The organism is Siccirubricoccus phaeus, from assembly GCF_008360935.1.
GTDB classification, from domain to species: domain Bacteria; phylum Pseudomonadota; class Alphaproteobacteria; order Acetobacterales; family Acetobacteraceae; genus Siccirubricoccus; species Siccirubricoccus phaeus.
Window position 1 is genome coordinate 76,399 of record NZ_SRXO01000019.1, and the last position, 22,125, is coordinate 98,523.

General features: G+C 73.1%; 15 protein-coding genes. 10 read left to right on the forward strand and 5 right to left on the reverse strand.

Annotation, left to right across the window (positions count from 1 at the left end; translation table 11 throughout):
* Nucleotides 1-25: 25 nt before the first annotated feature.
* From E5N76_RS22340 to E5N76_RS22350, 3 genes are all read left to right on the forward strand, one after another.
* The gene (locus tag E5N76_RS22340; RefSeq protein ID WP_187830329.1) at nt 26-1,537 is read left to right on the forward strand and encodes a TolC family protein; all 1,512 of its coding nucleotides are present in this window, start codon (nt 26-28) and stop codon (nt 1,535-1,537) included.
* A gap of 212 nt (nt 1,538-1,749) precedes the next feature.
* A complete protein-coding gene (locus tag E5N76_RS22345; protein WP_149539543.1) occupies nt 1,750-2,523 on the forward strand; it encodes a short-chain dehydrogenase/reductase in 774 nt (257 codons plus the stop codon).
* Nucleotides 2,524-2,671: 148 nt separating this feature from the next.
* On the forward strand, nt 2,672-3,838 hold the full coding sequence (locus E5N76_RS22350; protein WP_149539544.1) for an acyl-CoA dehydrogenase family protein: 1,167 nt from the start codon (nt 2,672-2,674) through the stop codon (nt 3,836-3,838).
* A gap of 13 nt (nt 3,839-3,851) precedes the next feature.
* On the opposite strand, the gene E5N76_RS22355 is transcribed toward E5N76_RS22350, so the two are convergent.
* Together E5N76_RS22355 and E5N76_RS22360 are read right to left on the reverse strand one after the other, a co-directional pair.
* On the reverse strand, nt 3,852-4,244 hold the full coding sequence (locus E5N76_RS22355; protein ID WP_149539545.1) for a hypothetical protein: 393 nt from the start codon (nt 4,242-4,244) through the stop codon (nt 3,852-3,854).
* Nucleotides 4,245-4,522: 278 nt separating this feature from the next.
* Nucleotides 4,523-5,332, reverse strand: a complete 810-nt coding sequence (locus tag E5N76_RS22360) for an alpha/beta hydrolase (RefSeq protein WP_149539546.1) — start codon at nt 5,330-5,332, stop codon at nt 4,523-4,525.
* Between the two features lie 159 nt (nt 5,333-5,491).
* Between E5N76_RS22360 and E5N76_RS22365 the strand changes: the two genes are divergently transcribed.
* The 4 genes from E5N76_RS22365 (at nt 5,492) to E5N76_RS22380 (ending at nt 9,987) form a co-directional block, all read left to right on the forward strand.
* Entirely contained in the window at nt 5,492-6,166 is a 675-nt protein-coding gene (locus E5N76_RS22365; RefSeq protein ID WP_149539547.1) for a DUF1194 domain-containing protein, read from the forward strand.
* Nucleotides 6,167-6,178: 12 nt separating this feature from the next.
* A complete protein-coding gene (locus E5N76_RS22370; protein ID WP_149539548.1) occupies nt 6,179-7,294 on the forward strand; it encodes a 2-aminoethylphosphonate--pyruvate transaminase in 1,116 nt (371 codons plus the stop codon).
* Nucleotides 7,295-7,497: 203 nt separating this feature from the next.
* Nucleotides 7,498-8,703: an acyl-CoA dehydrogenase family protein gene (locus E5N76_RS22375; protein ID WP_149539549.1), complete on the forward strand. Its 1,206-nt coding sequence runs from the start codon at nt 7,498-7,500 to the stop codon at nt 8,701-8,703.
* 156 nt (nt 8,704-8,859) lie between these two features.
* Nucleotides 8,860-9,987, forward strand: a complete 1,128-nt coding sequence (locus tag E5N76_RS22380) for an acyl-CoA dehydrogenase family protein (protein ID WP_149539550.1) — start codon at nt 8,860-8,862, stop codon at nt 9,985-9,987.
* Nucleotides 9,988-10,262: 275 nt separating this feature from the next.
* Here the strand turns inward: E5N76_RS22380 and creD are convergent, their stop codons facing one another.
* On the reverse strand, nt 10,263-11,579 hold the full coding sequence (gene creD, locus E5N76_RS22385) for a cell envelope integrity protein CreD (RefSeq protein WP_187830330.1): 1,317 nt from the start codon (nt 11,577-11,579) through the stop codon (nt 10,263-10,265).
* 121 nt (nt 11,580-11,700) lie between these two features.
* On the opposite strand from creD, the gene E5N76_RS22390 reads away from it, so the two are divergent.
* Together E5N76_RS22390 and E5N76_RS22395 are read left to right on the forward strand one after the other, a co-directional pair.
* On the forward strand, nt 11,701-12,378 hold the full coding sequence (locus E5N76_RS22390; protein ID WP_149539552.1) for a response regulator transcription factor: 678 nt from the start codon (nt 11,701-11,703) through the stop codon (nt 12,376-12,378).
* Between the two features lie 148 nt (nt 12,379-12,526).
* Nucleotides 12,527-14,248, forward strand: a complete 1,722-nt coding sequence (locus E5N76_RS22395) for a sensor histidine kinase (RefSeq protein ID WP_235907826.1) — start codon at nt 12,527-12,529, stop codon at nt 14,246-14,248.
* 197 nt (nt 14,249-14,445) lie between these two features.
* Here E5N76_RS22395 and E5N76_RS22400 read toward each other — a convergent pair whose 3' ends face one another.
* Together E5N76_RS22400 and E5N76_RS22405 are read right to left on the reverse strand one after the other, a co-directional pair.
* Nucleotides 14,446-16,881 (reverse strand): penicillin-binding protein 1A, encoded by a 2,436-nt coding sequence (locus tag E5N76_RS22400; protein WP_149539553.1) that lies wholly within the window; start codon nt 16,879-16,881, stop codon nt 14,446-14,448.
* A gap of 318 nt (nt 16,882-17,199) precedes the next feature.
* The gene (locus E5N76_RS22405; RefSeq protein WP_149539554.1) at nt 17,200-18,348 is read right to left on the reverse strand and encodes an N-acetylmuramoyl-L-alanine amidase family protein; all 1,149 of its coding nucleotides are present in this window, start codon (nt 18,346-18,348) and stop codon (nt 17,200-17,202) included.
* Between the two features lie 705 nt (nt 18,349-19,053).
* Between E5N76_RS22405 and E5N76_RS22410 the strand changes: the two genes are divergently transcribed.
* On the forward strand, nt 19,054-22,038 hold the full coding sequence (locus E5N76_RS22410; RefSeq protein WP_149539555.1) for an Rne/Rng family ribonuclease: 2,985 nt from the start codon (nt 19,054-19,056) through the stop codon (nt 22,036-22,038).
* Nucleotides 22,039-22,125: the final 87 nt, after the last annotated feature.

The following is a 22,125-nucleotide window of genomic DNA, read 5'->3' on the forward strand; positions in this document are numbered from 1 at the left end:
GGGCGGGGGCATGCGGAGCTGGGGCGTGCGGAGCTTGGGCCTGCCGCGGGCGGGAATGGGGCTGGTGCTGTGCGGCCTGGCGGTGCCAATGCTGGCGCCCCTGGGGGCGCTGGCCCAGGGCGTGCCGGGCAACCCGCCGCCCGCCGCGTCCCTCGGCACCGCACCCCTGCCGCTGGGCCAGGCCCGGCCGCTGACCCTGGCGGAGGCCGAGGCGCTGCTGCTGGAGCGCAACCTGGCCCTGGTCGCGGCCAGGCGCGGGGTGGATGCGGCGCGGGCGCAGCGGCTGGTCGCCTCCGCCCTGCCGCCGCCGCAGGTCTCGGTCGGCAACACCATCGGCCAGTTCGTCGAGACGGAACGGGGCGGCACGCGCGGCGCGCGGCTGTTCTCCCCCGGCAACAATATCGCGGTCGGCCTTGCCGTCCTGATCGAGCGGGGTGGCAAGCGGGAGCTGCGCACCCGTATCGCCGAGGAGCAGATCGGGCAGGCGGAGGCGCTGGTGCTGGACACGCTCCGCACCCAGCTTTTCCAGCTCCGCCAGGCCTTCCTCGGCGCGCTGCTGGCGCGGGCGAATCTGGAAGTGGCGCTGGGCAACCGCGCCAGCCTGGACCGGACGGAGGCGCTGCTGCGCCGCCAGCTCCGCGACGGCGCCATCCCGGAAGGCGATCTGCTGCGCTTCCAGGCCAGCCGGCTGCAATTCGAAAGCGACGTGACGAACAACGCCCAGGCCTATGCCGCCGGCGTCGCCGCGGTGGCGGCGCTGCTGGCGGCGGACCCGGCGGCCTTCACCCCGGGGGCGGGGCAGATCGCGCCCATGCCGCCCGGCCTCGGCGCCGCGCCCGGCGGCGGGCCCAGCGCGGCGCCGACCACGGCGCGGGCGGTGCTCTCGCCCGTGGCCTTCGACCTGCGCGGGCGGTTCGACCAGGCGCCGCCGCTCGGCATCGGGCGGGACGCGCTGGCCCAGGGCGTGGCCAGCCGCGCCGATGTGGTGGCGGCGCAGCGCCAGCTCAGCGCCGCCGAGGCGAACCGGCTGCTGGCCGAGGCCGGGCGGTCCCGCGACGTGACGGTGAACGGGAGCTGGGCGCGGTCCCGGCTCTCCCAGGATCTGCCGGAATCGCGCGACCGGATCGATGCGGTGAACAGCTTCGGCCTGCAGCTTTCCGTGCCGATCTTCACCCGCCGCATCGTCGAGGGGAATGTCGGCGTGGCCGCGGCGCAGAGCGGCCAGGCGGAGGCCCAGGCGCGCGCCACGCTGCTGCAGGCGCGGGCGGATTTCGCCGCGGCCTGGGCTGGGTACGAGCAGGCCAAGGCGCTGTCGGACCTCTATGCCGGCGGGGCGCTGGGGCGGGCGGAGGAAGCCTATCGCAGCACGGAGCAGGCCTATCTGGCCGGCGGCCGCAGCCTGCTGGATACGCTGGATGCGCTGCGCACCCTGAACGCCACGCGCATCCAGGCCAACCAGGCGCGCTACGCCTATCTGCTGGCGCTGGCGGCGCTGGAACAGGCGACCGGGGTTTCCGGAGTCGCGCCGCGGCTGTAGCCTTCTGTCCTGAGGCGTTGTGTCGAGGAGGGCGCTGCCCTCCTCGAGCTCCACCCGCAAAGGGCCGAAGGGCCCTTTGAACCCTTGAGTTTTGCGCTTCGACCGTCGCGCCTGAAATTCAAGGTTTCCAAAGGCCCTTCGGCCTTTGGCGGTGGGAGTTTGAGGGAGGCAGAGCCTCCCTCAAGAACGCCGGGCATGAGGGGAGAACGTTCATGGACATGCAGATCGCCGGCAAGCGCGTGCTGATCACCGGTGGCTCCAAGGGCATCGGCCAGGCCTGCGCCCATGCCTTCGCCGAGGCGGGGTGCGATGTGGTTCTGGCGTCGCGCGACGCCGCCGCGCTGGAGGCGGCCGCCGCCGGCATCCGCGCCCGGCACAACGTGAACGTGGCGATCCACGCCGCCGACCTCGCCGATGCCGGCGCCCGCCAGGCGATGCACGCCGCCTTTCCGCAGATCGACGTCCTGGTGAACAATGCCGGCGCCATTCCCGGCGGCACGGTGCACGACATCTCGCTGGAGCGCTGGCAGCAGGCCTGGGCGCTGAAGGTCTTCGGCTACATCCATCTGACGCAGCTCTATTTGCCGGGGATGGAGGCGAAGCAGGACGGCGTCATCGTCAACATCATCGGCATGGCCGGCCGGGCCCCGCGCGCGGATTACATCTGCGGCGCCGCCGGCAATGCCTCGCTGATCGCCTTCACCGCGGCGCTGGGCGGCAAGGCGCCGGACAGCAATGTGCGGGTGGTGGGCATCGCCCCGGGGGCGACGATGACGGAGCGCATCATCACCCTCTCCAAATCGCGGGCGAAGACGAGATGGGGCGATGAGAGCCGCTGGGAGGAGATGCTGAGCGGCCTGCCGCTCGGCCGTGCCGGGAAGCCGGAGGAGATCGCCGACCTCGCCGTGTTCTGCGCCAGCCCGCGCGGCGGCTATCTCTCCGGCACCACCATCGAGGTGGATGCCGGCGCGCAATACCGGGGCTAGAGCATCTCCCTCCCCCGCGCTGCGGGGGAGGGAAGGGGTGGGGGGGTGCGATTGAGCCCCTCGCTTTTCGAAGTACGCTCCCACCGGCCCCGACACCCCCCCCACCCCAACCCTCCCCCGCAAAGCGGAGGAGGGGGAGGAGGCAGCGATGGAATTCCGTCTCTCTGACACCCAGCGACAGCTCGTCGGCAGCGTGCGCGAGCTGGCCCAGGCGAATTTCCGCCAGCGCGCCCTGCGCTGGATGGACGGCACCTTCCCCTGGGAGAACATCAAGGAATTGGCCGAGCTCGGCGTGCTCGGCATGACCGTGCCGGAGGAATATGGCGGCCTTGGCCTGCCCGTCTTCGAAACCGCCCTGATCCTCGAGGAGATCGCCAAGGTCTGTTACCCTACCGCCATGGCGGTGCTGGGCGAGGCCGGGGTGCAGACCCGTGTGATCGCGAAATACGCGCCGGAGAGCATCCGCGCCCGCATCCTGCCGCTTGTGGTCAGCGGCGACTGCATCCTCTCCATCTGCATGACGGAGCCGCATGCCGGCACCGATGTGGCGAATTACCGCACCAACGCCGTGGTGAAGGGCGACCGCGTGGTGGTGAACGGCGCGAAGACGCTGATCAGCCGCGCCGAGGAAGCCGGCATGTTCGTCGTCTTCACCCGCATCGACGGCAGGCCGGGCCGCGAGGGCATCGGCTGCGTGCTGATCGAGCGCGGCACGCCCGGCCTCGCCGTGACCGGCACCTACCACACCATGGGCGGCGAGAACCTGCATGAGGTGCAGTTCGAGGATGTCGAGCTGCCGATTGAGAACCTCGTCCTCCGCGAGGATGGCTTCCGCCGCCTGCTGACCGCCTTCAACACCCAGCGCTGCCTCAACCCCTCCATCAGCCTCGGCCTCGCCGAAGGCGCCTTCGACGAGGCTTTGCGCTACACCCGGGACCGGCCGATCTTCGGCAAGCCGATCGCCGATTTCCAGGGCGTGCGCTGGAAGCTGGCCGACATGTACAAGGACATCGAGGCGGCGCGCGGCCTGCTCTACCGCGCCTGCTGGACGGCGAATCCCTTCCCCGATCCCTTCCTCGCCGCGACGGCCAAGGTGTTCTGCAACGAGATGGCGATCAGGGTGACGAACGAGGCCGTGCAGCTCCATGGCGGCTTCGGCTTCACCGACGAATATCCGGTGTCGCGCCTCTATCGCGGCGCCCGCTACGGCTCGCTCGGCGGCGGCGCCTCGGAGACGCTGCGCGACCTCATCGGCCGCAAGCTGGTGGGCGAGGATCCCGGCCCGGACGGCATCCTCGCCCTGGGGTATTTCTGAGCGCGCCGGGCGCTCAGATCGGCCGCTGGAGCTGCTTCAGCGCCCAGGCCAGAGCGGCGCAGGCGCGGTCCGTGCGGCCGCGCGCCACTTCCTCCCGCGCCAGGGCGATGCTGGCCAGCGCGCCTTCCTGGCCGGGCGAGACGCTGCCATGCGCCAGGGCGAGGCGCAGCCTGGTTTCCGCCAGATCCAGGTTGATGGCGGCGGCGTGCGTCTGGTCCTGCCGCACGTCGCGATCGGCGCCCAGCAGCAGATCCAGCACCTGCTGGGCTTCCGGCAGGGTGCCGGGCAGGGCCAGCAGATGCGGCGGTGGCGGGTCGTGGTCATGCGCCGGGCCATGCGCCATGCGCGGCACCAGGCTGGCGACGAAGAGGTCGTAATAGGGATGCGCGGTCTGGGCGGTGGCCATGACAGCCTCCTGGAAAATCGGGGGGCGCCCGGGCAGGGCGCTCTCCTCCCCCGTCCTTCCAGTTAGTCCGCGCCGGCGCCCGCGCTGCTCACATTCGCGTGCACCGTCCGGCGCGCTCGGCTGCCGGCGGGCGGGGCGCCGGGCGAGGCCTGTGCGGCAGGACCGGGCACGAGGCAGCGCGGCGGGCATGCCGGCGCTGTCCCGCCGAGGAATTCAGGCGCCACTGCCGCGAGCTGCCCGCGATGGCCGTCATGCGGCGTCACGATGCATGGCGCGCCTCAGCGCGACGCGGTGCGCGCCATCGCCTCCCGCCGCCGCACCCAGTCCGCGATGTCGTTGGGCGTGCCGGCCAGGCTGGGCAGCCAGGGGCCGGCCATGAGGATCCCCTCATGCCCCACGCCGCCATAGAGCTTCAGCTCCACCTCGCCGCCGGCGGCCCGCGCCGCTTCGGCCAGCTTCTCGCTGTTGTCCGGCGTCACGATCACGTCCAGCCGGCCGGCCAGCAGCAGCATGGGCGGCGGCGTCCGGCCCAGATGGCTGGCGGGCAGGTAGACCCGGCGATCGGGGCTTTCGCCGAAGATCGGCCGCATGATCCGGTGCTCGAACAGCCAGCGCTCATAGATGCCGGCGACGCCGATCAGGCCGGCGAGGCGGTGGTCGCCGAAGCCGGCCTCGGCCAGGTAGCGGCGGTCCAGCCCGATCAGCAGGGCCATGTAGCCGCCGGTGGAATGGCCGGCCAGGTAGATCCGGCTGGGATCCGCCCCCCATTCCGCGGCATGCTCCGCCGCCCAGCGCACCGCCAGGGCGCCGTCCTGAATGAAGGCGGGGAAGGCGACTTCCGGATAGAGCCGGTAATCCGGCACCACCACCACCGCGCCGCGCGCCGCCAGATCCTCCGGCAGGGTGGCGCTGGTGGGTTCTTCCTTGGTGCCCACCGTCCAAAGCCCGCCATAGAAATAGACGATGAGGGGCCGGCCGCCCGGCGCCGCCCCGTGCGGAACGTAGACATCGGCGGTGAAGCGGGGATTGCCCTCGGCGTAGGGCAGGCTGCGCAGGATGCGGTAGCTGCCCTCGACCGGGGCCATCATCTGGCGGGGGGCGCAGGCGGCGAGGCAGAGGAAGAGGCAGAGCGCCCCCAGCCGGGCGCGGCGGCGGAAGGAGAACAGGGGCGTGGTCCTCGTCTGGCCTTGCTATCTATCCGGTATTGCCGCGGCGATTTGCAACCGTAGGTCGAGACCGTTCCGCCGATGACGCCCGTCGATCTCGCCCTCTGCCTCGCCGTCGATGTCTCGGCCAGCGTGGATTACGAGGAATTCGGCCTGATGCTGGGCGGCTATGCCGCGGCCTTCCGGGACAAGGAGATCCAGGCGCTCTGCACCGCCGGGCCGCGCGGCGGCATTGCGGTGGCCATGCTGTTCTGGTCCGGCGCCTGGTCCCCCATGCCGCAGGGCGGCGGCCGGCCGGAGGTGGCGGTGCCCTGGATGCGCGTCGGCGATGCGGCGGCGGCGGAGGCGCTGGCCGCGTCCATGGACGCCGCCCCGCGCCTGCCCCAGCCCGGCGCGACGGCGCCGGGCGAGGGGATGGCCGCCGGCCTGGCGCTGCTGGCGCGCTGCCCGGCGGACTCCACGCGGCAGGTGATGGATGTCTCGGGGGATGGGCGGCACAACCAGGGGCGGCCGCCGGGGCCGGTGCGGGATATCGGCGTCGCCGCCGGGGTGACGATCAACGCCCTGGCGGTGCTGAACGAGGAGCCCGACCTGCTGCAGCATTACGTCGCCGAGGTGATCGGCGGCCCCGGCAGCTTCGCCATGCACTGCCCGGACTACCCGGCCTTCGCCGCGGCGATCCGGGAGAAGCTGAAGCGCGAGATCGGCGGCCTTTTGTTGTCGGAGGCGGATGCGCTATCCCCTCAGGCAGGTTGATAGGTGCCCCGCATGTTGCTGCTGATCCCGGGGCCGGTGCAGACCCGGCCCGAAACCCGCGCCGCCATGGCGCTGGACTACGCCCCCTGGGACAATGATTTCCGCGCCGTCTACGCTGAAATCCGCGAGCGGGTACGCGACCTGGCCGGCGGCGTGGCCGGCGAGCATGCGACGCTCTGCCTGCAGGGCTGCGGCCATTTCATGATGGAGGCGGCGATCCGCACCTTCATCCCCGCCGGCGGCAAGCTGCTGGTGCCGCGCAACGGCGCCTATGCGGAACGCGCGGTGCGGCTGGCGACCGAGGCGGGGCGGGAGGTGGTCTCCCTGCACGCGGTGGATACCGAGGGCGTGGCGCCCGCGGCGGTGGCGGCGGCGCTGGCGGCGGAGCCCGGCATCTCCCATGTGGTGATGGTGCAGAACGAGACGGGCAGCGGCATCGTTAACGACGCGCAGGCCGTGGGTGCGGTGGTGCGCGCGGCGGGGCGGCGGATGATCCTCGATTCCGTCTCCGCCTTCGGCGCGCTGCCCATGTCGCTGGCGGAGCAGCCGGAGCTGGATGCGCTGCTCTTCACCTCCGGCAAATGCCTGGAAGGGCTGCCGGGCATCGGCTTCGCCATTGCGCGGGTGGACCGGCTGGAGGCGAGCCAGGGCCAGGCCGGCTCCTGGTCCTTCGACCTGGCGGATGTCTATCAGCATGCGCTGCGGGCCGGTTGGGGCAGCTTCCGCTTCACCCCGCCAGTGCAGGCGCTGGCGGCCTTCCGGGTGGCGCTGGACCTGCATGCGCAGGAAGGCGGCCAGCCGGCGCGGCTGGCGCGCTACACGGCGAATATGCGGGTGCTGTATGACGGCGTGCAGGCGCTGGGGCTGACGCCCTACCTGACGCGGCAGCACCAGGGGCCGGTGATCGTCACCATCCACCAGCCGGCCGACCCCGCCTTCGCGCTGCAGCCCTTTGTCGATGCGCTGAAGGCGCGGGGCGTGCTGATCAGCAATTTCTACAACACCAAGGCGCCGACCATGCGCATCGGCTGCGTCGGGGCCGTTACGCCCGAGGATATGCGCGGGGCGGTGGCGGCGATCGGCGAGGCGTTGCAGGAGCTGGGGGTCAGGCAGCTCGCGGCGGCTTGAGAGGGGCTCTGCCCCTCTCAAACTCTCCCCGCAAAGGGCCGAAGGGCCCTTTGAACCCTTGAGTCTGGACCCGTCGGTCGAGGCGCAAAACTCGTGGTTTCCAAAGGCCCTTCGGCCTTTGGTGGGGAGAGCTCGAGAGGGGCAAAGCCCCTCTCGACTTGCCCGCCTTCCGGCGCCAGACTTCCCCGCCGGAGGAACCGCCCATGGATCTGCGCTACACCGAGGAAGAGCTCGCCTTCCGCGAGGAAGTCCGCGCCTTCATCCGCGAGAACCTGCCGCGCGACATCCGGGAGCGCATGCGCCTCGGCTACCCGCCGCGGAAGCAGGACACCATCGCCTGGCAGCGCATCCTGAACGCCCGCGGCTGGGCGGCCTATTCCTGGCCCAAGGAATGGGGCGGGCCCGGCTGGAATTCCGTGCAGAAGATGATCTTCCTGGAGGAGAACCTCTCCGCCCCGGCGCCGGAGATCCTCTCCTTCAACGTCACCATGCTCGGCCCGGTGCTGATCCAGTTCGGCACCGAGGCGCAGAAGCGCCGCTACCTGCCCGCCGCCGCCAACCTCGACGAATGGTGGTGCCAGGGCTTCTCCGAGCCCGGCGCCGGCTCCGACCTCGCCAGCCTGAAGACGCGGGCGGTGAAGGAGGGCGACCACTACATCGTCAACGGCCAGAAGATCTGGACCAGCACGGCGCACAATGCCGATTGGTGCTTCTGCCTGGTGCGCACCAACCCCCAGGCGGCGAAGAAGCAGGAGGGCATCTCCTTCCTGCTCATCGACATGAAGACGCCGGGCGTGGAAGTGCGCCCGATCATCTCCATCGATGGCAGCCACCATCTGAACGAGGTGTTCTTCACCGATGTGAAGGTGCCGGCGGAGAACCTGGTCGGCGAGGAGAATCGCGGCTGGTCCGTGGCGAAATTCCTGCTGGGCAATGAGCGCACCGGCATCGCCCGCCTCGGCAAGTCCAAGGAGCGCGTCCGCTTCGCCAAGGAGGTGGCGCGGGAGGTGCGGATGAACGGCAAGCCGCTCATCGAGGATCGCGGCTTCCGCACCCGCGTGGCGCAGTTGGAAGTGGACATGAAGGCGCTGGAGATCACCCAGATGCGGGTGGTCTCGGCCTATGACAAGACGAAGGATGGGCGGCCGGACCCGCTCTCCTCCGTCCTCAAAATCAAGGGCACGGAGCTGCTGCAGGGCACTTCGGAGCTGGTGATGGATGTCGGCGGCCCGCAGGCCATGCCGGCCTGGACGCAGGAACTGGCGCAGCTCACCAACGAGCCGGCGCTGCTGCCCGAATGGGCGCCGCAGATGGCGCCCGCCTATCTCATGCTGCGCGCCGCCTCGATCTATGGCGGCACCAACGAGATCCAGAAGAACATCCTGAACAAGGCGGTGCTGGGACTCTAGCGCCCCACGACGCCGCTGCGCGGCGCCGCGGGGACCCCGGTTCGCTGCCCTCCCCAAGCTCCACACAGCCTGAAGCGGCGAAGCCGCTTCAGGGCAACAGGCAACGTCAGACCCAGCCCGCCGCGCGGGCGGCGACCGCCGCGAAAGGTGCGTGAGATGGATTTCGACCTGACCGACGACCAGCGCCTGCTCGGCGACAGCGTGGCGCGGCTGCTGGCCGATGAATACGCCTTCGACCAGCGCAAGAAGCTGCTGGCTGCGGCGCCGGGCTGGAGCGAGGCGCTCTGGGCCCGCTATGCCGAGCTCGGCCTGCTCGGCCTGCCGATCCCGGAGGAGTTCGGCGGCTTCGGCGGCGGCGCGGTGGATGTGCTGCTGCTGCAGCAGGCCTTCGGCCGGCACCTGGTGCTGGAGCCCTTCCTCGCCACCGTCGTGCTGGGCGCGACCGCCATCCGCGAGGCGGGCGACACGGCGCTGCAGGAGGAGATCCTGCCCGCCATCGCCGCCGGCGAGTGCAAGCTGGCCTTCGCCCATTACGAGCGGCAGAGCCGCTACGACATCACCGACGTGCTGACCACCGCCACGCCGCGCAATGGCGGCTGGGTGCTGGAGGGCGGCAAGAGCGTGGTGCTGCATGGCGATTGCGCCGACCGGCTGGTGGTCTCCGCCCGCACCGGCGGCAGCCGGGAGGAGGCGGAGGGCATCTCTCTCTTCCTCGTGGAGGGCGAGGCGGAGGGCCTGCTCCGCCGCGGCTATGCGCTGCGCGACGGCACGCGGGCGGCGGAGCTGTCGCTCTCCGGCGTCGCGGCAAGGCTGATCGGCCCGCAGGACCAGGCCCTGCCGGTCATCGAACGGGTGGTGGAAGCCGGCATCGCCGCAACCTCGGGCGAGGTGATCGGCGCCATGGAAGCCATGCAGGCGATGACGCTGGACTACCTGAAGACGCGCCAGCAATTCGGCCGCCCGATCGGCGACAACCAGGCGCTGCAGCATCGCGCGGCGGAGATGCTGGTGGCGATGGAGCAGGGCCGCTCCATGGCCATGCTCGCTGCCATGAGCCTGAGCGAGACGGACCCGGCCGAGCGCGCCCGCAGCATCTCCATGGCCAAGGTCGGCGTCGGCCAGGCCGGGCGCTTCGTCAGCCAGAATGCCGTGCAGCTCCATGGCGGCATCGGCATGACGGATGAATACGCCGTCGGCCACTACTTCCGCCGGGTGATGGTGATCGAGCACATGTTCGGCGACACCGCCTGGCATCTGGACCGCCTCGCGGACCAGGTGGCTTAGCCGGCGGCGCTTCCCGCTGGCGGCCGCGCCGTCAGCGGGAGACATCGGGCTTTCCTGGTGTCCCGATTCCGCAGTCCTGCGGAATTCGGTCTCGGGCCACTGGCTTTTGGTTTCAATGGCCTGCTTGTCCGCTGCGTTCGCTGGAAATCCAGCGAACGCAGCAGGCAGGACACTAGAGCGGGATCGGTTGAGCTTCGCTCACCCGTCCCGCTCCAGTTCGTTGTTCGGTCGCCCGATTCATGGCTGCGGTCGAGTCGACCTCGACCGATCACGCTTCAGCCTTCCCAATTCACCCGCCGCGCCGCCAGCATCACCGCCGAGAGGGCGGCGAAGAGGGCCATGGCGCCGGCCAGCAGCGCGTAGCTCTCCAGGCTCAGCACGACGTAGATGAAGCCGAACAGCCCTGCCAGCATGGCGCCGAACAGCGCCGTCAGCCCCGCCCGCCGCGTCACCGCGCCGGTCCAGGCGGTGGCCTGGCCCAGCACCATGGCGGCGCTCAGCGCATAGCCCAGGGCGAAGCCCAGGGCCTCCCCGAAGGCAAGCAGCAGCAGCGGGAAGAGCACCAGCGAAAGCCCCAGCAGCGCGTATTGCGCCAGGTGCAGGCGCAGCTTCCCCACCTGCTCGAACAGCAGGTAGGTCACCAGGCCAAGGGCCAGGAAGAGCATGGCATATTTCGCTGTGCGGTTGATCATGCGGTAGGTCGGCACGGCTTCCAGCAGCGTGACGCCAAGGCTCCGGTTGTCCTCGCAATCCGGCCCGGCCAGGCGCAGCAGCGGCGGGTGCAGGCCGGTCTCCCAGCTTGCGCGGAACCCTGTCCCGTCCTGCGTCACCTCCTGCGGCAATTCGGTGCCGAGGAAGCTGGGGCTGGCCCATTCGCCCCGCAGCGTCAGCGCCACCTGGCCGGCCAGGGGCAGCAGCCGGAGCATGTCCGCTCCGCGCAGCTCCAATTGCGCCCGCACCGGCAAGCTGCCTTCGAAGGGGCGATCCAGGCCGAGCGGGAAGCGCATGAGCCCCATCCTCTGGCAGCTCCATCCGGGCGGCTCCACCAGGTTGGGCTGCAGGGCCCGGCCAGCGGCTTCCAGCGCCGGCGCGGCGGTGCCGGCGCGCCACTGGCTGGCACCGATCACCAGCTCCGCCTCCGGCCAGCGCAGCGTCGCCGTGGCCAGCCCGGGCGGCAGGCTTTGCGGCAGGCTGAACTGCGCCTGCATTCCCATCCGCGCGGTGTAGACCACGGCGGCGAACAGGCCACGGCGGCGGGTCTCCGGCGCCAGGCTCGCCTCCGCCTCCAGGCGCTGCGGCAGCAGGGTCAGGGTGCCGCGCTCCGGCTCGGTGCGGCCGGGGCGCTCCCAGGGCACCACCAGCACCGGGCCCAGCACGGCCTGGGACGGCCCCCAGGCGCCGCCGATTTCCAGCCGGGCCTCCGCCTGGCGCTGCTGCCGTTCGTCGATCAGTTTGCCCACCATGCATTGCGGCAGTTGCAGCAGGGCGAACAGGACGCCCAGGGAGAGCAGGCGGCGCATGGGGCCGGAAAGCAGCGGGCGCCGCGGCAGGATGCCGGGTGGCGCCGCAGCGGCCGGCGGTGCATCGGACATGGCGTGGAACCTCCTCTTCAGGCCGCGCCAGCCTGCAGCCCCCGCATGCAGCCCTGACGAAGCGGCCTTGCAGGTCCCGGGGAAGTTTGGTGCAAATCCCGTGCAGCCCCGTGTCAGGCCCATGCCGAAGATCCTGGTCGCCGACGACGACCCGCATATCCGCAGCGTCATCCTCTTCGCCCTGGCCCGGGCCGGCTTCACGGCGGTGGAGGCGGCGGACGGCCCCGCCGCCCTGGCCGCCTTCGCGCGGGAGGCGCCGGATCTCGTCGTGCTGGACGTCGCCATGCCGGGGATGGAGGGGACGGAGGTCTGCCGCCGCCTCCGCCAATCCTCCGCCGTGCCCGTCATCTTCCTCTCCGCCCGGGATGAGGAGGTGGACCGCATCCTGGGCCTCGAGCTCGGCGGCGACGACTACATGGTGAAGCCCTTCAGCCCGCGGGAGCTGGTGGCGCGCATCCGCGCCCGGCTGCGGCGGCAGGAGGCCGCGCCGCCGCCCGCCCCAGCCCAGGGCCCGCTCGCCCTGGACGCGGAGCGGTTCGAGGCGCGCTGGCAGGGCGCCGCCCTGCCCCTGACGGTGACGGAATTCGCCCTGCTGCGCGCCATGGCCGCCCAGCCCGGCCGGGTCTTCACCCGGGAGATGCTGATGCAGGTCGCCTATCCGGACCACCGCATCGTCAGCGACCGCACCATCGACAGCCATGTGCGCCATCTGCGCGCCAAGCTGGCCGCGGCCGGCGGCGCGCCGATCGGCACGGTGCACGGCCTCGGCTATCGCTTCCTGGCGGAGGCGGGGCGCTGAGCGGCACGGCGGGGATGCCCGGCGCGCTGCCGGAGGGCGATGGCGGCGCGCGGGGCGGGCCGGCGGGGCCGGCAACGGCACCCGGCGCGCCGCCGGGGCATGGCCGCGGGGTGCCGGACGGGTCCTCGGGGCAGGCGGCGAAGCCCCCGTGCTACCGGCGGCCGATGGCGGCGCGCCGGACGGGCCGGCGGAACAGGCGGCGATGCCGGGCCTGATGCCGCGGCGCGATGGCGGCAGCGCCGCCCCGTCGCGCGCCCCCGGCTGGCGCCGTTTCAAGCCGCGGCTGCGCACCGTGCTGCTGGCGGTGAACCTGGTGCTGCTGGTGCTGCCGCTGGGCGGCATCTGGCTGCTGCGGCTCTACGAAAGCGCGCTGGTGCGGCAGACGGAGACGGAGCTGATGGGCCAGGGCGCGGTGATCGCCGCCGCCTGGCGCGCCGCCTGGCTGGCCGGGGCCGGCCAGGCGCCGGCGCCACCGCCCGCCGGCTGGGCGCCGCGCGCCGCCATGCTGGACCTGGCGCGGGACCCCGTCCTGCCCCCGCCCCCGCCGGCCGCCCCGCCTTTGGCCCCGCCCGCCGCCCCGGCGCTGGCCGCCGGCCAGGCGCTGCAGCCGGTGCTGGCGGAGGCGCAGCGCACGACGCTCGCCGCCATGCGGGTGCTGGACGCCGCCGGGGTGGTGGTGGCCAGCACGGGGGGCGAACTCGGCCTCTCCCTGGCCGCGCTGGAGGAGGTGGCGGAGGCGCTTGCCGGCCAGCCCGCCTCCCGCCTCCGCCGCCGCGCCGATCCCACCTTGCCGGTGCCCGGCCCCGCCTCCATCAGCCGCGGCGCCGCGCTGCGCGTCTTCCTCGCCCTGCCGGTGCTGGACGGCGCAACCCCGATCGGCGCCGTGCTGCTCTCCCGCACCCCGGCGACGCTGGACCAGGCGCTCTACGGCCACCGCCGGGCACTGGCCGGGCTGGGGCTGGGGCTGCTGGCGGCGGCGGCGCTGGGGGCCGCGGGGGCCGCCTACACCGTCGCCCGGCCGATCGCTGCCGTCACCCGGGCTGCCCAGGCGGTGGCGGCCGGCGCCCCCTCCGCGCCGCCCCGCCCCCGCCGCAGCGCGGTGCGGGAGGCGGATGAGCTGGCCGCCGCCATCGCCGCCATGGCCGCGACGCTGGAGCGCCGGGCGGAGACCATCCGCGACTTCGCCACCGAGGTGGGGCACGGCTTCAAGACGCCGCTCGCCGGCCTGGCCGGGGCGCTGGAGCTGCTGCAGGACCATGCGGCGACGATGACGCCGGCGGAGCGGGCGCGCTTCCTCGGCCAGGCGGCGGCGGATGTCGGGCGGCTGGAACGGCTGGTGCGGCGGCTGCTGGAACTGGCGCGGGCCGAGGCGCCGCCCGCCGGCGCCGCCGGGCGCTGTGCGGTGGCCGAGGCGGTGCGGGAGGCGGCAACCCCCTTCCAGGCGGCGGGGCTGGCCATCGCCTGGCCGGCGGGGACGGGACCGGAAGCCGGGATCGGCGCCGAAGCGCTGCGCGGCATCCTCAGCATCCTGTTCGAGAATGCTCGCCAGCATGCCGGGCCGAATGCCGCCTGCCGGGTGGAGTGGCGTACCGAGGCCGATGCCGTGGTGCTGCGCGTGGCGGATGACGGGGGCGGCATCCCGGCAGCGATCGCCGGGCAGGTCTTCGACCGGTTCTTCACCACGGCGGCGGCGAGCGGCGGCACCGGGCTCGGCCTTCCCATCGCGCGGCGGCTGGCGGAGGCGGCAGGGGGGACGCTGCAATTGGCGGCGGCGGGGCGGGGGGCATGCTTCGAATTGCGGGTGCCGAGAGGGGCCTCGCCCCCCTCGGGCTCCCCCCATCAAAGGCAGCAGAGGTTTTGGAAAGCTTGAGCTTCAGAGCGGGATCGGTTGAGCTGCGCTCACCCGCCCCGCTCTATCTTATTGATGGTAGAGCAGATTCACGCCTCCGGGCGATGCCGCCCTCCGGCGATCTGCTCTAGCTCATTGTTCGCTCGCGTGATTCACGGTTTCGGTCGATTCGGCCTCAACCGATCACGCTCCAGAGCCGACGGTCCGACCGCAAACCTTCAGTACAGCCCGCCCAGGCCCCGATCCCCGACGGCCGTGCTGCCTTCCCCGCCATCATCCGGCGCCCGGGCGCTGTTCTCCGTCCCCGGCCGGAAGGCTTCCATGGTGCCGTCCGGCAGCCGCACCAGCGCCACGCCGGGCGGCGCGCGGAAGGGCACCGGCGGGCTGCCGCGCAGCGCCGCCTCCAGCACCTCGCGGAAGATCGGCGCGGCATTGCCGCCGCCGGTCTCGCCATTGCCCAGGGTGTGCGGGTCGTCGAAGCCCATCCACACGGCGATGACGATGTCGGGCGTGAAGCCGACGAACCAATTGTCGAAATAATCGTTGGTGGTGCCCGTCTTGCCGGCGATCGGCCGGTTCAGCCCCTGGCCGGCCCGGGTGCCGGTGCCGCGCTGCACCACCCCGGCCAGCAGGTTCACCATCTGGTAGGCGGCGATCGGGTCGGTGATCTGCGCCCGGTCGTCCACCAGCTCGGGGGGGCCGGCATCGGGGCTCGGCGCACCGCAGCCATCGCAGCGCCGCGCCTCGCTGCGCCAGATCACCTGGCCGCGGGCGCCCTGCACGCTGTCGATCAGCGTCGGCGTGACGCGGCGGCCGCCATTGACGAAGCTGGCATAGCCCGCGGCCATCCGCAGCACCGTCGTCTCCCCGGCGCCGAGCGCCATGGAGAGGAAGCGCGGCATGTTGTCGATGACGCCGAAGCGGTGGGCGGTGTCCGCCACCTTGTCGATCCCGACCTCCTGCGCCACCCGGACGGTGACGAGGTTCAGCGATTTCTCCAGCGCCGTCCGGATGCTGACATAGCCATTGTAGGAGCCGGCGGTGTAGTTCGCCGGCCGCCAGACGCCCTGGGCCGTCATCACCTCGATCGGCCCGTCCAGGAAGCGCTGGTTGGGCGGCACGCCGGCTTCCAGCGCCGGCAGGTAGACGAAGGGCTTGAAGGAGGAGCCGGGCTGGCGCTGCGCCTGGGTGGCGCGGTTGAACTGGCTCTTGTCGAAGGACCAGCCGCCGGCCATGGCCTGGACGCGGCCGGTCGCCGGGTCCAGCGCGACGATCGCGCCTTCCACCTGCGGGATCTGGCGCAGCGCCAGGCGTTCCGGCCGGCCGGCGGTGCGGCCCTGGGCGGGGATGGCAGGCAGCACCTCCACCATCACCACATCGCCCACCGCCAGCACATCCGCCATGCGGCGCGGCGCGGCGCCTAGCCGGCCCTCGCTGAGGGCGCGGCGGGCCCAGGCCAGCTCCTCCAGCGACATCAGCGCGTTGCGCGGCTGGGCCGGGCCGCGGGCATCCGGCCGCTCCAGCCAGGCGAGGCGGGCATCGCGCTCGCGCAGCTCCAGCACCACCGCCAGCCGCCATTCCGGCAGCATGCCGCCCGGCTTCGTCACGGCCTCGAGCTGCGGCATCCATTCGGTCGGCGTCGCGGCGATGCGCGCCACCGGCCCGCGCCAGCCGCCGCGGCGGCGGTCATAGGCGGCGAGGCCGTTGCGCAGCGCTATTTCGGTCGCCGCCTGCAGCGCCGGATCGAGGCTGGTGCGGACGACGAGGCCGCTTTCGTTCACCAGCTCGGCGGCGGAGCTGTCGCTGCGGCCCAGGGAGAGGCGGGTGCGCAGCGCCTGATCCTGGCCGATGCGCGCCACCAGCTCACGCCGCACTTCCTCCGTGAAATGCTGGCCGACCGGCACCACATCCGGGCGCCGCGCCGGGCGGGGGATGATGGGCTCGGCCTTGGCCTGCTCGGCCTCCGCCCGGGTGACGGCGCCGTCCTCGGCCATCCGGTCCAGCACCCAGTCGCGGCGGGCGCGGGCGGCGTCCGGGTTGCGCTGCGGGTTGTAGTTGTTCGGCGCCTTGGGGAGGATGGCGAGGAAGGCGCTCTCCGCCAGGGTCAGGTCGTCCAGCCCCTTGCCGAAATAGGCCTGGGCGGCGGCGGCCACGCCATAGGCCTGGGCGCCGAGGAAGATCTCGTTCAGGTAGAGTTCGAGGATGCGCTCCTTCGGCAGCGCGTCCTCGATGCGGATGGCGAGGATCGCCTCCCGCAGCTTGCGGGCCAGCGTGCGGTCGGCGCCGACCAGCATGTTCTTCGCCACCTGCTGGGTGATGGTGGAGGCGCCGCCGAGCCGCCGCCCGGTGCCGTACTGCTCGATATTGGTGATGACGGCGCGCAGGATGCCGATGGGGTCGACGCCGTGATGCTCCCAGAAGCGCTGGTCCTCGGCGCTGACGAAGGCCTGTTGCAGGCGGCGGGGAATGGCTTCGATGGGCACGAAGACCCGGCGCTCCACCGCCAGCTCCGCCAGCAGGCGGCTGTCGGCGGCGTAGATGCGGGACATCTGCGGCGGCTGGTAGTCGGCCAGCCAGGTGTAGTCCGGCAGGGTGGCATCGACGGTGCGGTACAGGGTGTAGCCGCCCACCGCGCCAGCCAGCAGCCCGCCCATCAGCAGGATGAAGAGGAAGCGGAAGAACCCGAAGCCACGGCGCCGCCGGCGCGGGGCCGGCCTTGGGGCGCGGGGTGGCGGCGGCGGCGCTTCGGGCGCCGGGCCTCGGCCGCCCTCCGCTGGCGGCCCCCCGGCTGGCGGTGAGGCTTCGAAATAGGGTTCGGCGCGATGGTCGGGGGCAGCCATGGGCCTGTCCATACACCCTCGGCCGGCGGGCGACGATGCCGGACATGAGGGATATGGGCACGGGTGGATTACCGTGCCATCACCCCGGCGCGAGGGGTGGCCTGCGTGCCGGCCACGCCCCGAACCGCGCCGCTATCCGAGGCCGGCCATGGCCCCGCTCCGCCCCTCCAGATACCCGTGCACCGCCTCGGCCAGCGCCTTGGCGAGTTTCGCCCGGTGCGCCGGGCGGTTCAGCGCCGCCTCATCCGCCGGGTGGGAGAGGAAGCCCATCTCCACCAGCGCCGAGGGCACGTCCGGGGCCTTCAGCACCACGAAGCCGGCGCGGCGATGGGTGTTGGGCAGCAGCGGCACCTGCCCGTCCAGGGAATCCACCACCAGCCGGGCGATCCGGTCCGCCCCGCTCCGCGTCTCCTGCCGCATCAGGCTGAGCAGGATGCGCTGCACCTCGGGCGAGACGCTCGGCAGCCGCAGCCCGCCGGCGCGGTCCGCCTGGTTCTCCCGCTGCGCCAGGGCCGCCGCCAGCCGGTCGCTCGCCGTCTCGCTCAGCGTATAGACGCTGGCGCCGCGCGCGCCCGGCGCGCTGTCGGCATGCAGGGAGAGGAACAGCGCCGCCTCCCGCCGCCGCGCCTGCTCGATCCGCTCGCCGAGCGGGATGAAGACGTCGCGGCCACGGGTCAGCACCACGCGGCAGCGGCCGCCGGCCTCGAGCTGTCGCTTCAGCTCCAGCGCCGCGGCCAGGGTGATGCGCTTCTCATAGGTGCCGCGGGCGCCGATCGCCCCCGGGTCCTTGCCGCCATGGCCGGGGTCCAGCACCACCAGGGGCTTGCCGGCGGGCGGCGGGGCGGCGGCAGCCAGCACCCTGCCATCGGCGAAAGCGGCGAAGCCGGCCGCCGGCCCGGGCCGCAATTCCAGCACCAGGCGCCGCCCGGCCTGGCTCACCTGCGGCGGCGCCACCGGGCCGGTCAGGCTGAGCAGCAATTGCTGCCGCGGCCCGGCCCCCTGGCGCTGCGCATGGGCGACCACCCCGGCGCCGCGCAGCCGGTTGGGCCCCTGCCAGGAAAGGCCCGGCAGGTCCAGCACCAGCCGCGCCGGGTTGGTGAAAGCGGCGAGCTTCCAGGGCAGGCCGGGCGGCAGGTGCAGCACCAGCCGGGTGCGGCGGTTCACCACGCGCAGCTCCGGCGCCGCCGCCGCCGCTTCCGCCGCCAGCAGCGCCAGGCCGAGGCCGAGCACCATGCGGCGCGGCCATGCGGCCCGCCCACCCCCGAATTCGCTGCTTGCCATGGCCCCGATCCCCCTGGGACATGTCCGGATGGCAGCGCCCCCCAGCGCCGCCGCCGGCAGGGTAGCAGCTTGCCGCCAGCGCCACCACCATGGCGCGAGCCACCCCCTACCCGCGGCCTTGTGGAACCCCGGTCACTCTTCTAAGGTAAGTCGCCCCGGCGGCGCCCGCTGCCGGTGGAGGAGTCCGGCGCCACCGCGCCCCCACCCGCCCCCGGCATTGCGACCCGGGCCGGAACTTGCGGGACGCGGTGCGCGGCGGGGCCGGCTTGGGGCCTATGCCCCGCGTTTCGCCGGCCCGCCCCCCGCCAAACCGCCCCGGCACTGGCCGCGGGCCTGGCAGGGCCGCCCCCTTCGCCTGTGCGGGACCTGTCGCGCCAATGGTCCTCGGCGGGCCTCCCTTGGCATGGATATCCGGGCATGGATATTCCTGTCGGCGGCCCGCCCCCGGCGGATGCGTGACCGAACGCCGTTCTGCCCGCCCAAGGCTTGGGCGGCAGGCGGGGCGTGAACCCAGGGGCGCCGCCCCGGGCCGCCGCCGCCAGCCCCGAGACCGGGATGCGCGGCGCGCCCGGACCGGCCCCCGCCGAGCAGGAGGTGGCCGCAACATGCAGATCCTACGCGCCGCGCCGCCCGCCATGCCCGGGACATCCCACCCCGATCCGTCGCGCTGCACCGCAGTGCCGCGCGGCGCGGAGCAGTGCTTCAATGACCAAACGCATGCTGATCGACGCATCCCACGCGGAGGAAACCCGCGTGGTGGTGCTGGACGGCAACCGGCTTGAGGAATTCGACCTCGAAGCGGCCAACCGCCTTCCGCTGAAGGGCAATATCTACCTGGCCAAGGTGGTCCGGGTGGAGCCCAGCCTGCAGGCGGCCTTCGTCGAATATGGCGGCAACCGCCACGGCTTCCTGGCCTTCGGCGAAATCCACCCGGATTACTACCAGATCCCGGTCGCCGACCGGCAGCGCCTGCTGGAGCTGCAGGCGGAGGAGGCCCGCGAGGCCGAGGAAGCCGAGGCGGCCGAGGAAGAGGCGGAAGAGGACGAGGCGGCGGAGACCGCCGCCGAGAGCCTGACCGTCGCGGTGGAAGCGGCGGAGGAGGCGGCCGAGCGCCTGGCCGTGGCGGTGGAGGCGGCGGCGGAGGCCGTCGGCGCCGCGCCCGTGGAGGCGGTGCCCGATCCGGGCGAGGCCGCGCCGGCCGAGGCTGCCGCCCCGGCGGCGTCGCCGGCGGACGCCCCGGCCGCCGAGGCCCCGGCAGAGGCCGAGGCGGCGACCCCCGCTGCCGAGGCGCCGGCCGAAGCGGCCGCGGCGGGCGAGACCCCCGCCCCGGCGTTCGAGGCGGCCGAGCCGCCCCCCGCCCCCGGCGAGGGCGAGCAGCCGGAGATCGCCGGCCGCCCCCCCCTGGCGAACGGCCATGACGAGGCCGGGCTGGACGCCGCCGAGGCCGAGGCCGAGGAGGAGGACGCGCCGCCGCCCGAGACCATCGGCGGCGAGGGACCCGAGGAGGTGGTGCGGGAGCGCCGCGCCACCCCGCGCTTCATGCGCCACTACAAGATCCAGGAAGTGATCCGCCGCCGGCAGATCATGCTGGTGCAGGTGGTGAAGGAGGAGCGCGGGACGAAGGGCGCGGCGCTGACCACCTACATCTCCCTCGCCGGCCGCTTCTCCGTGCTGATGCCGAATTCGCCGCGCGGCGGCGGCGTCTCCCGCAAGATCACCTCCGCCACCGACCGCAAGCGGCTGCGCGAGGTGATCGACGAGCTCGGCCTGCCGGACGGCATGAGCCTCATCGTCCGCACCGCCGGCGCCAACCGGCCGAAGCCCGAGATCCGCCGCGACTGCGAATACCTGCTCCGCCTCTGGGACAACATCCGCGAGCGGACGCTGCAATCCACCGCGCCGGCGCTGATCTACGAGGAAGCCGACCTCATCAAGCGCTCCATCCGCGACGTCTTCAGCCGCGACGTGGAGGAGATCCTGGTGGATGGCGAGGAGGCCTACCAGGAGGCGCGCGAGTTCATGCGCATGCTGATGCCGCAGCATGCCCGCAAGATCCAGTATTTCCGCGACGGCGGGCTGTTCGCGCGGCATCAGGTGGAGCAGCAGCTCGACGCCATGCACTCGCCGACGGTGCAGCTCCGCTCCGGCGGCTACATCGTCATCAACCAGACCGAGGCGCTGGTCGCCATCGACGTGAATTCCGGCCGCGCGACGCGCGAGCGGCACATCGAGGACACGGCGCTCCGCACCAACCTCGAAGCGGCGGATGAGATCGCCCGCCAGCTTCGCCTGCGCGACCTCGCCGGCCTCATCGTCATCGACTTCATCGACATGGAGTCGTCCAAGCATGACGGCATGGTGGAGCGGCGGCTGAAGGAGGCGCTGCGCTTCGACCGCGCCCGCATCCAGGTGGGCCGCATCTCGCATTTCGGCCTGCTGGAGATGTCCCGCCAGCGGCTGCGCCCCTCGCTGACCGAGACCACCTTCGTCACCTGCCCGCATTGCCAGGGCCGCGGCCAGGTGCGCAGCGTGGAGAGCAGCGCGCTGCAGGTGCTGCGGGCGGTGGAGGAGGAGGGCGCCAGGCGCCGCACCGCGGAGCTTGCGGTGAAGGTGGCGACGCCCATCGCGCTCTATCTGCTGAACCGCAAGCGGGACAAGCTGGCGGCGATCGAGGCGCGCTTCGGCATGTCCGTGCTGTTCGAGCCGGATGACAGCCTGATGCCGCCGGCCTACCGGCTGGAGAAGCTGAAGGCGGCCGACCCGAACCGGGCGGTGGAGACGGCGCCCGCCGCGCTGCGCATGGATTACGCCCCGGAACCCGAGCCCGAGCCGGAGGAGGAGACCGCCGAGGAGGCGGCCGAATCCGGTGCCGAGGCGCCGCGGCTGAATGGCGAGGCGGAGGGCGAGGGCAGCCGCCGCCGGCGTCGCCGCCGTCGCCGGCGGAGCGGCGGCCGGGCCGAGCCCGGCGCGCCGATGGAAGCGGCCGCGGATGGCGAGGAGGAGGAGGATGAGGCGGAGGAGGGCGAGGACGCCCCCGCTGCCGAGGCCGAAGCCGAGGCCGGGGCGGCGCCCGCCGAACCGGTGGCGGAGGAGGCGGAAGCGGCCGCCGAGGCGGCCGAGCCTGGCGAGGAGGGCGAGGATGGGCGCGACGGCCCGCGCCGCCGCCGCCGCCGTCGCCGTGGGCCGCGGCCGGAGGGGGCGGAGGGGCCGCGCCCCGCCGAGACGCCGGACGCCCCGGCGCCGCGCTATTCCGGCCCGACCCCGGCGGACCCTTTCGCCGGGCATGTGGATGACATCCTGGCAGCCATGGAGGCGGCGGAGGCCGCAGCCGAAGCCGCCGCTGCCAGCCGCCGCGCCCGTGCCGCCGCGCCGGCCGTGGTGGCGGCTGCCGTGGTGAGCGATATGCCGCCCGAAGCCGAAGCCGAAGCCGAAGCCGAAGCCGAAGCTGAGGCCGAGCCGCCGGCGCCCGAGGCTGCGGCCGAGCCGGTGACGGTGGTGGAGGAGCCGCCCGCGCCCCCGCCGGAAGCCGTGGCGGCTGAGGCTGTTGAGCGAGCGCCGGAGCCGGTGGCAGCCGCGCCGGAGCCAGCCCCTGCGGCGCATGAGCCGGTGGCGGCGCCGCCGATCCAGCCGGTGAGCGTCGATGCGCTGGGCGACGCCGCGCCGCGCAAGCGGGGGTGGTGGAAGCGCTGAGGCCGTGGGTTGAACCGGCAGACTCAGGGCGGAGTCCGGGGGGAAGCCTTCCCCCCGGCGGGGTGCAGGGGCAGAGCCCCTACTAGA

Bases quoted from the DNA above. Each gene is read 5' to 3' on its own strand.
- E5N76_RS22350 (WP_149539544.1), top strand. From the start codon at position 2,672: ATGGAATTCCGTCTCTCTGACACCCAGCGACAGCTCGTCGGCAGCGTG.
- E5N76_RS22390 (WP_149539552.1), top strand. From the start codon at position 11,701: ATGCCGAAGATCCTGGTCGCCGACGACGACCCGCATATCCGCAGCGTC.
- E5N76_RS22405 (WP_149539554.1), bottom strand. From the start codon at position 18,348: ATGGCAAGCAGCGAATTCGGGGGTGGGCGGGCCGCATGGCCGCGCCGC.
- E5N76_RS22355 (WP_149539545.1), bottom strand. From the start codon at position 4,244: ATGGCCACCGCCCAGACCGCGCATCCCTATTACGACCTCTTCGTCGCC.
- E5N76_RS22365 (WP_149539547.1), top strand. From the start codon at position 5,492: ATGACGCCCGTCGATCTCGCCCTCTGCCTCGCCGTCGATGTCTCGGCC.
- creD (WP_187830330.1), bottom strand. From the start codon at position 11,579: ATGTCCGATGCACCGCCGGCCGCTGCGGCGCCACCCGGCATCCTGCCG.
- E5N76_RS22370 (WP_149539548.1), top strand. From the start codon at position 6,179: ATGTTGCTGCTGATCCCGGGGCCGGTGCAGACCCGGCCCGAAACCCGC.
- E5N76_RS22380 (WP_149539550.1), top strand. From the start codon at position 8,860: ATGGATTTCGACCTGACCGACGACCAGCGCCTGCTCGGCGACAGCGTG.
- E5N76_RS22410 (WP_149539555.1), top strand. From the start codon at position 19,054: ATGACCAAACGCATGCTGATCGACGCATCCCACGCGGAGGAAACCCGC.
- E5N76_RS22345 (WP_149539543.1), top strand. From the start codon at position 1,750: ATGGACATGCAGATCGCCGGCAAGCGCGTGCTGATCACCGGTGGCTCC.
- E5N76_RS22375 (WP_149539549.1), top strand. From the start codon at position 7,498: ATGGATCTGCGCTACACCGAGGAAGAGCTCGCCTTCCGCGAGGAAGTC.
- E5N76_RS22360 (WP_149539546.1), bottom strand. From the start codon at position 5,332: ATGATGGCCCCGGTCGAGGGCAGCTACCGCATCCTGCGCAGCCTGCCC.
- E5N76_RS22400 (WP_149539553.1), bottom strand. From the start codon at position 16,881: ATGGGCGGGCTGCTGGCTGGCGCGGTGGGCGGCTACACCCTGTACCGC.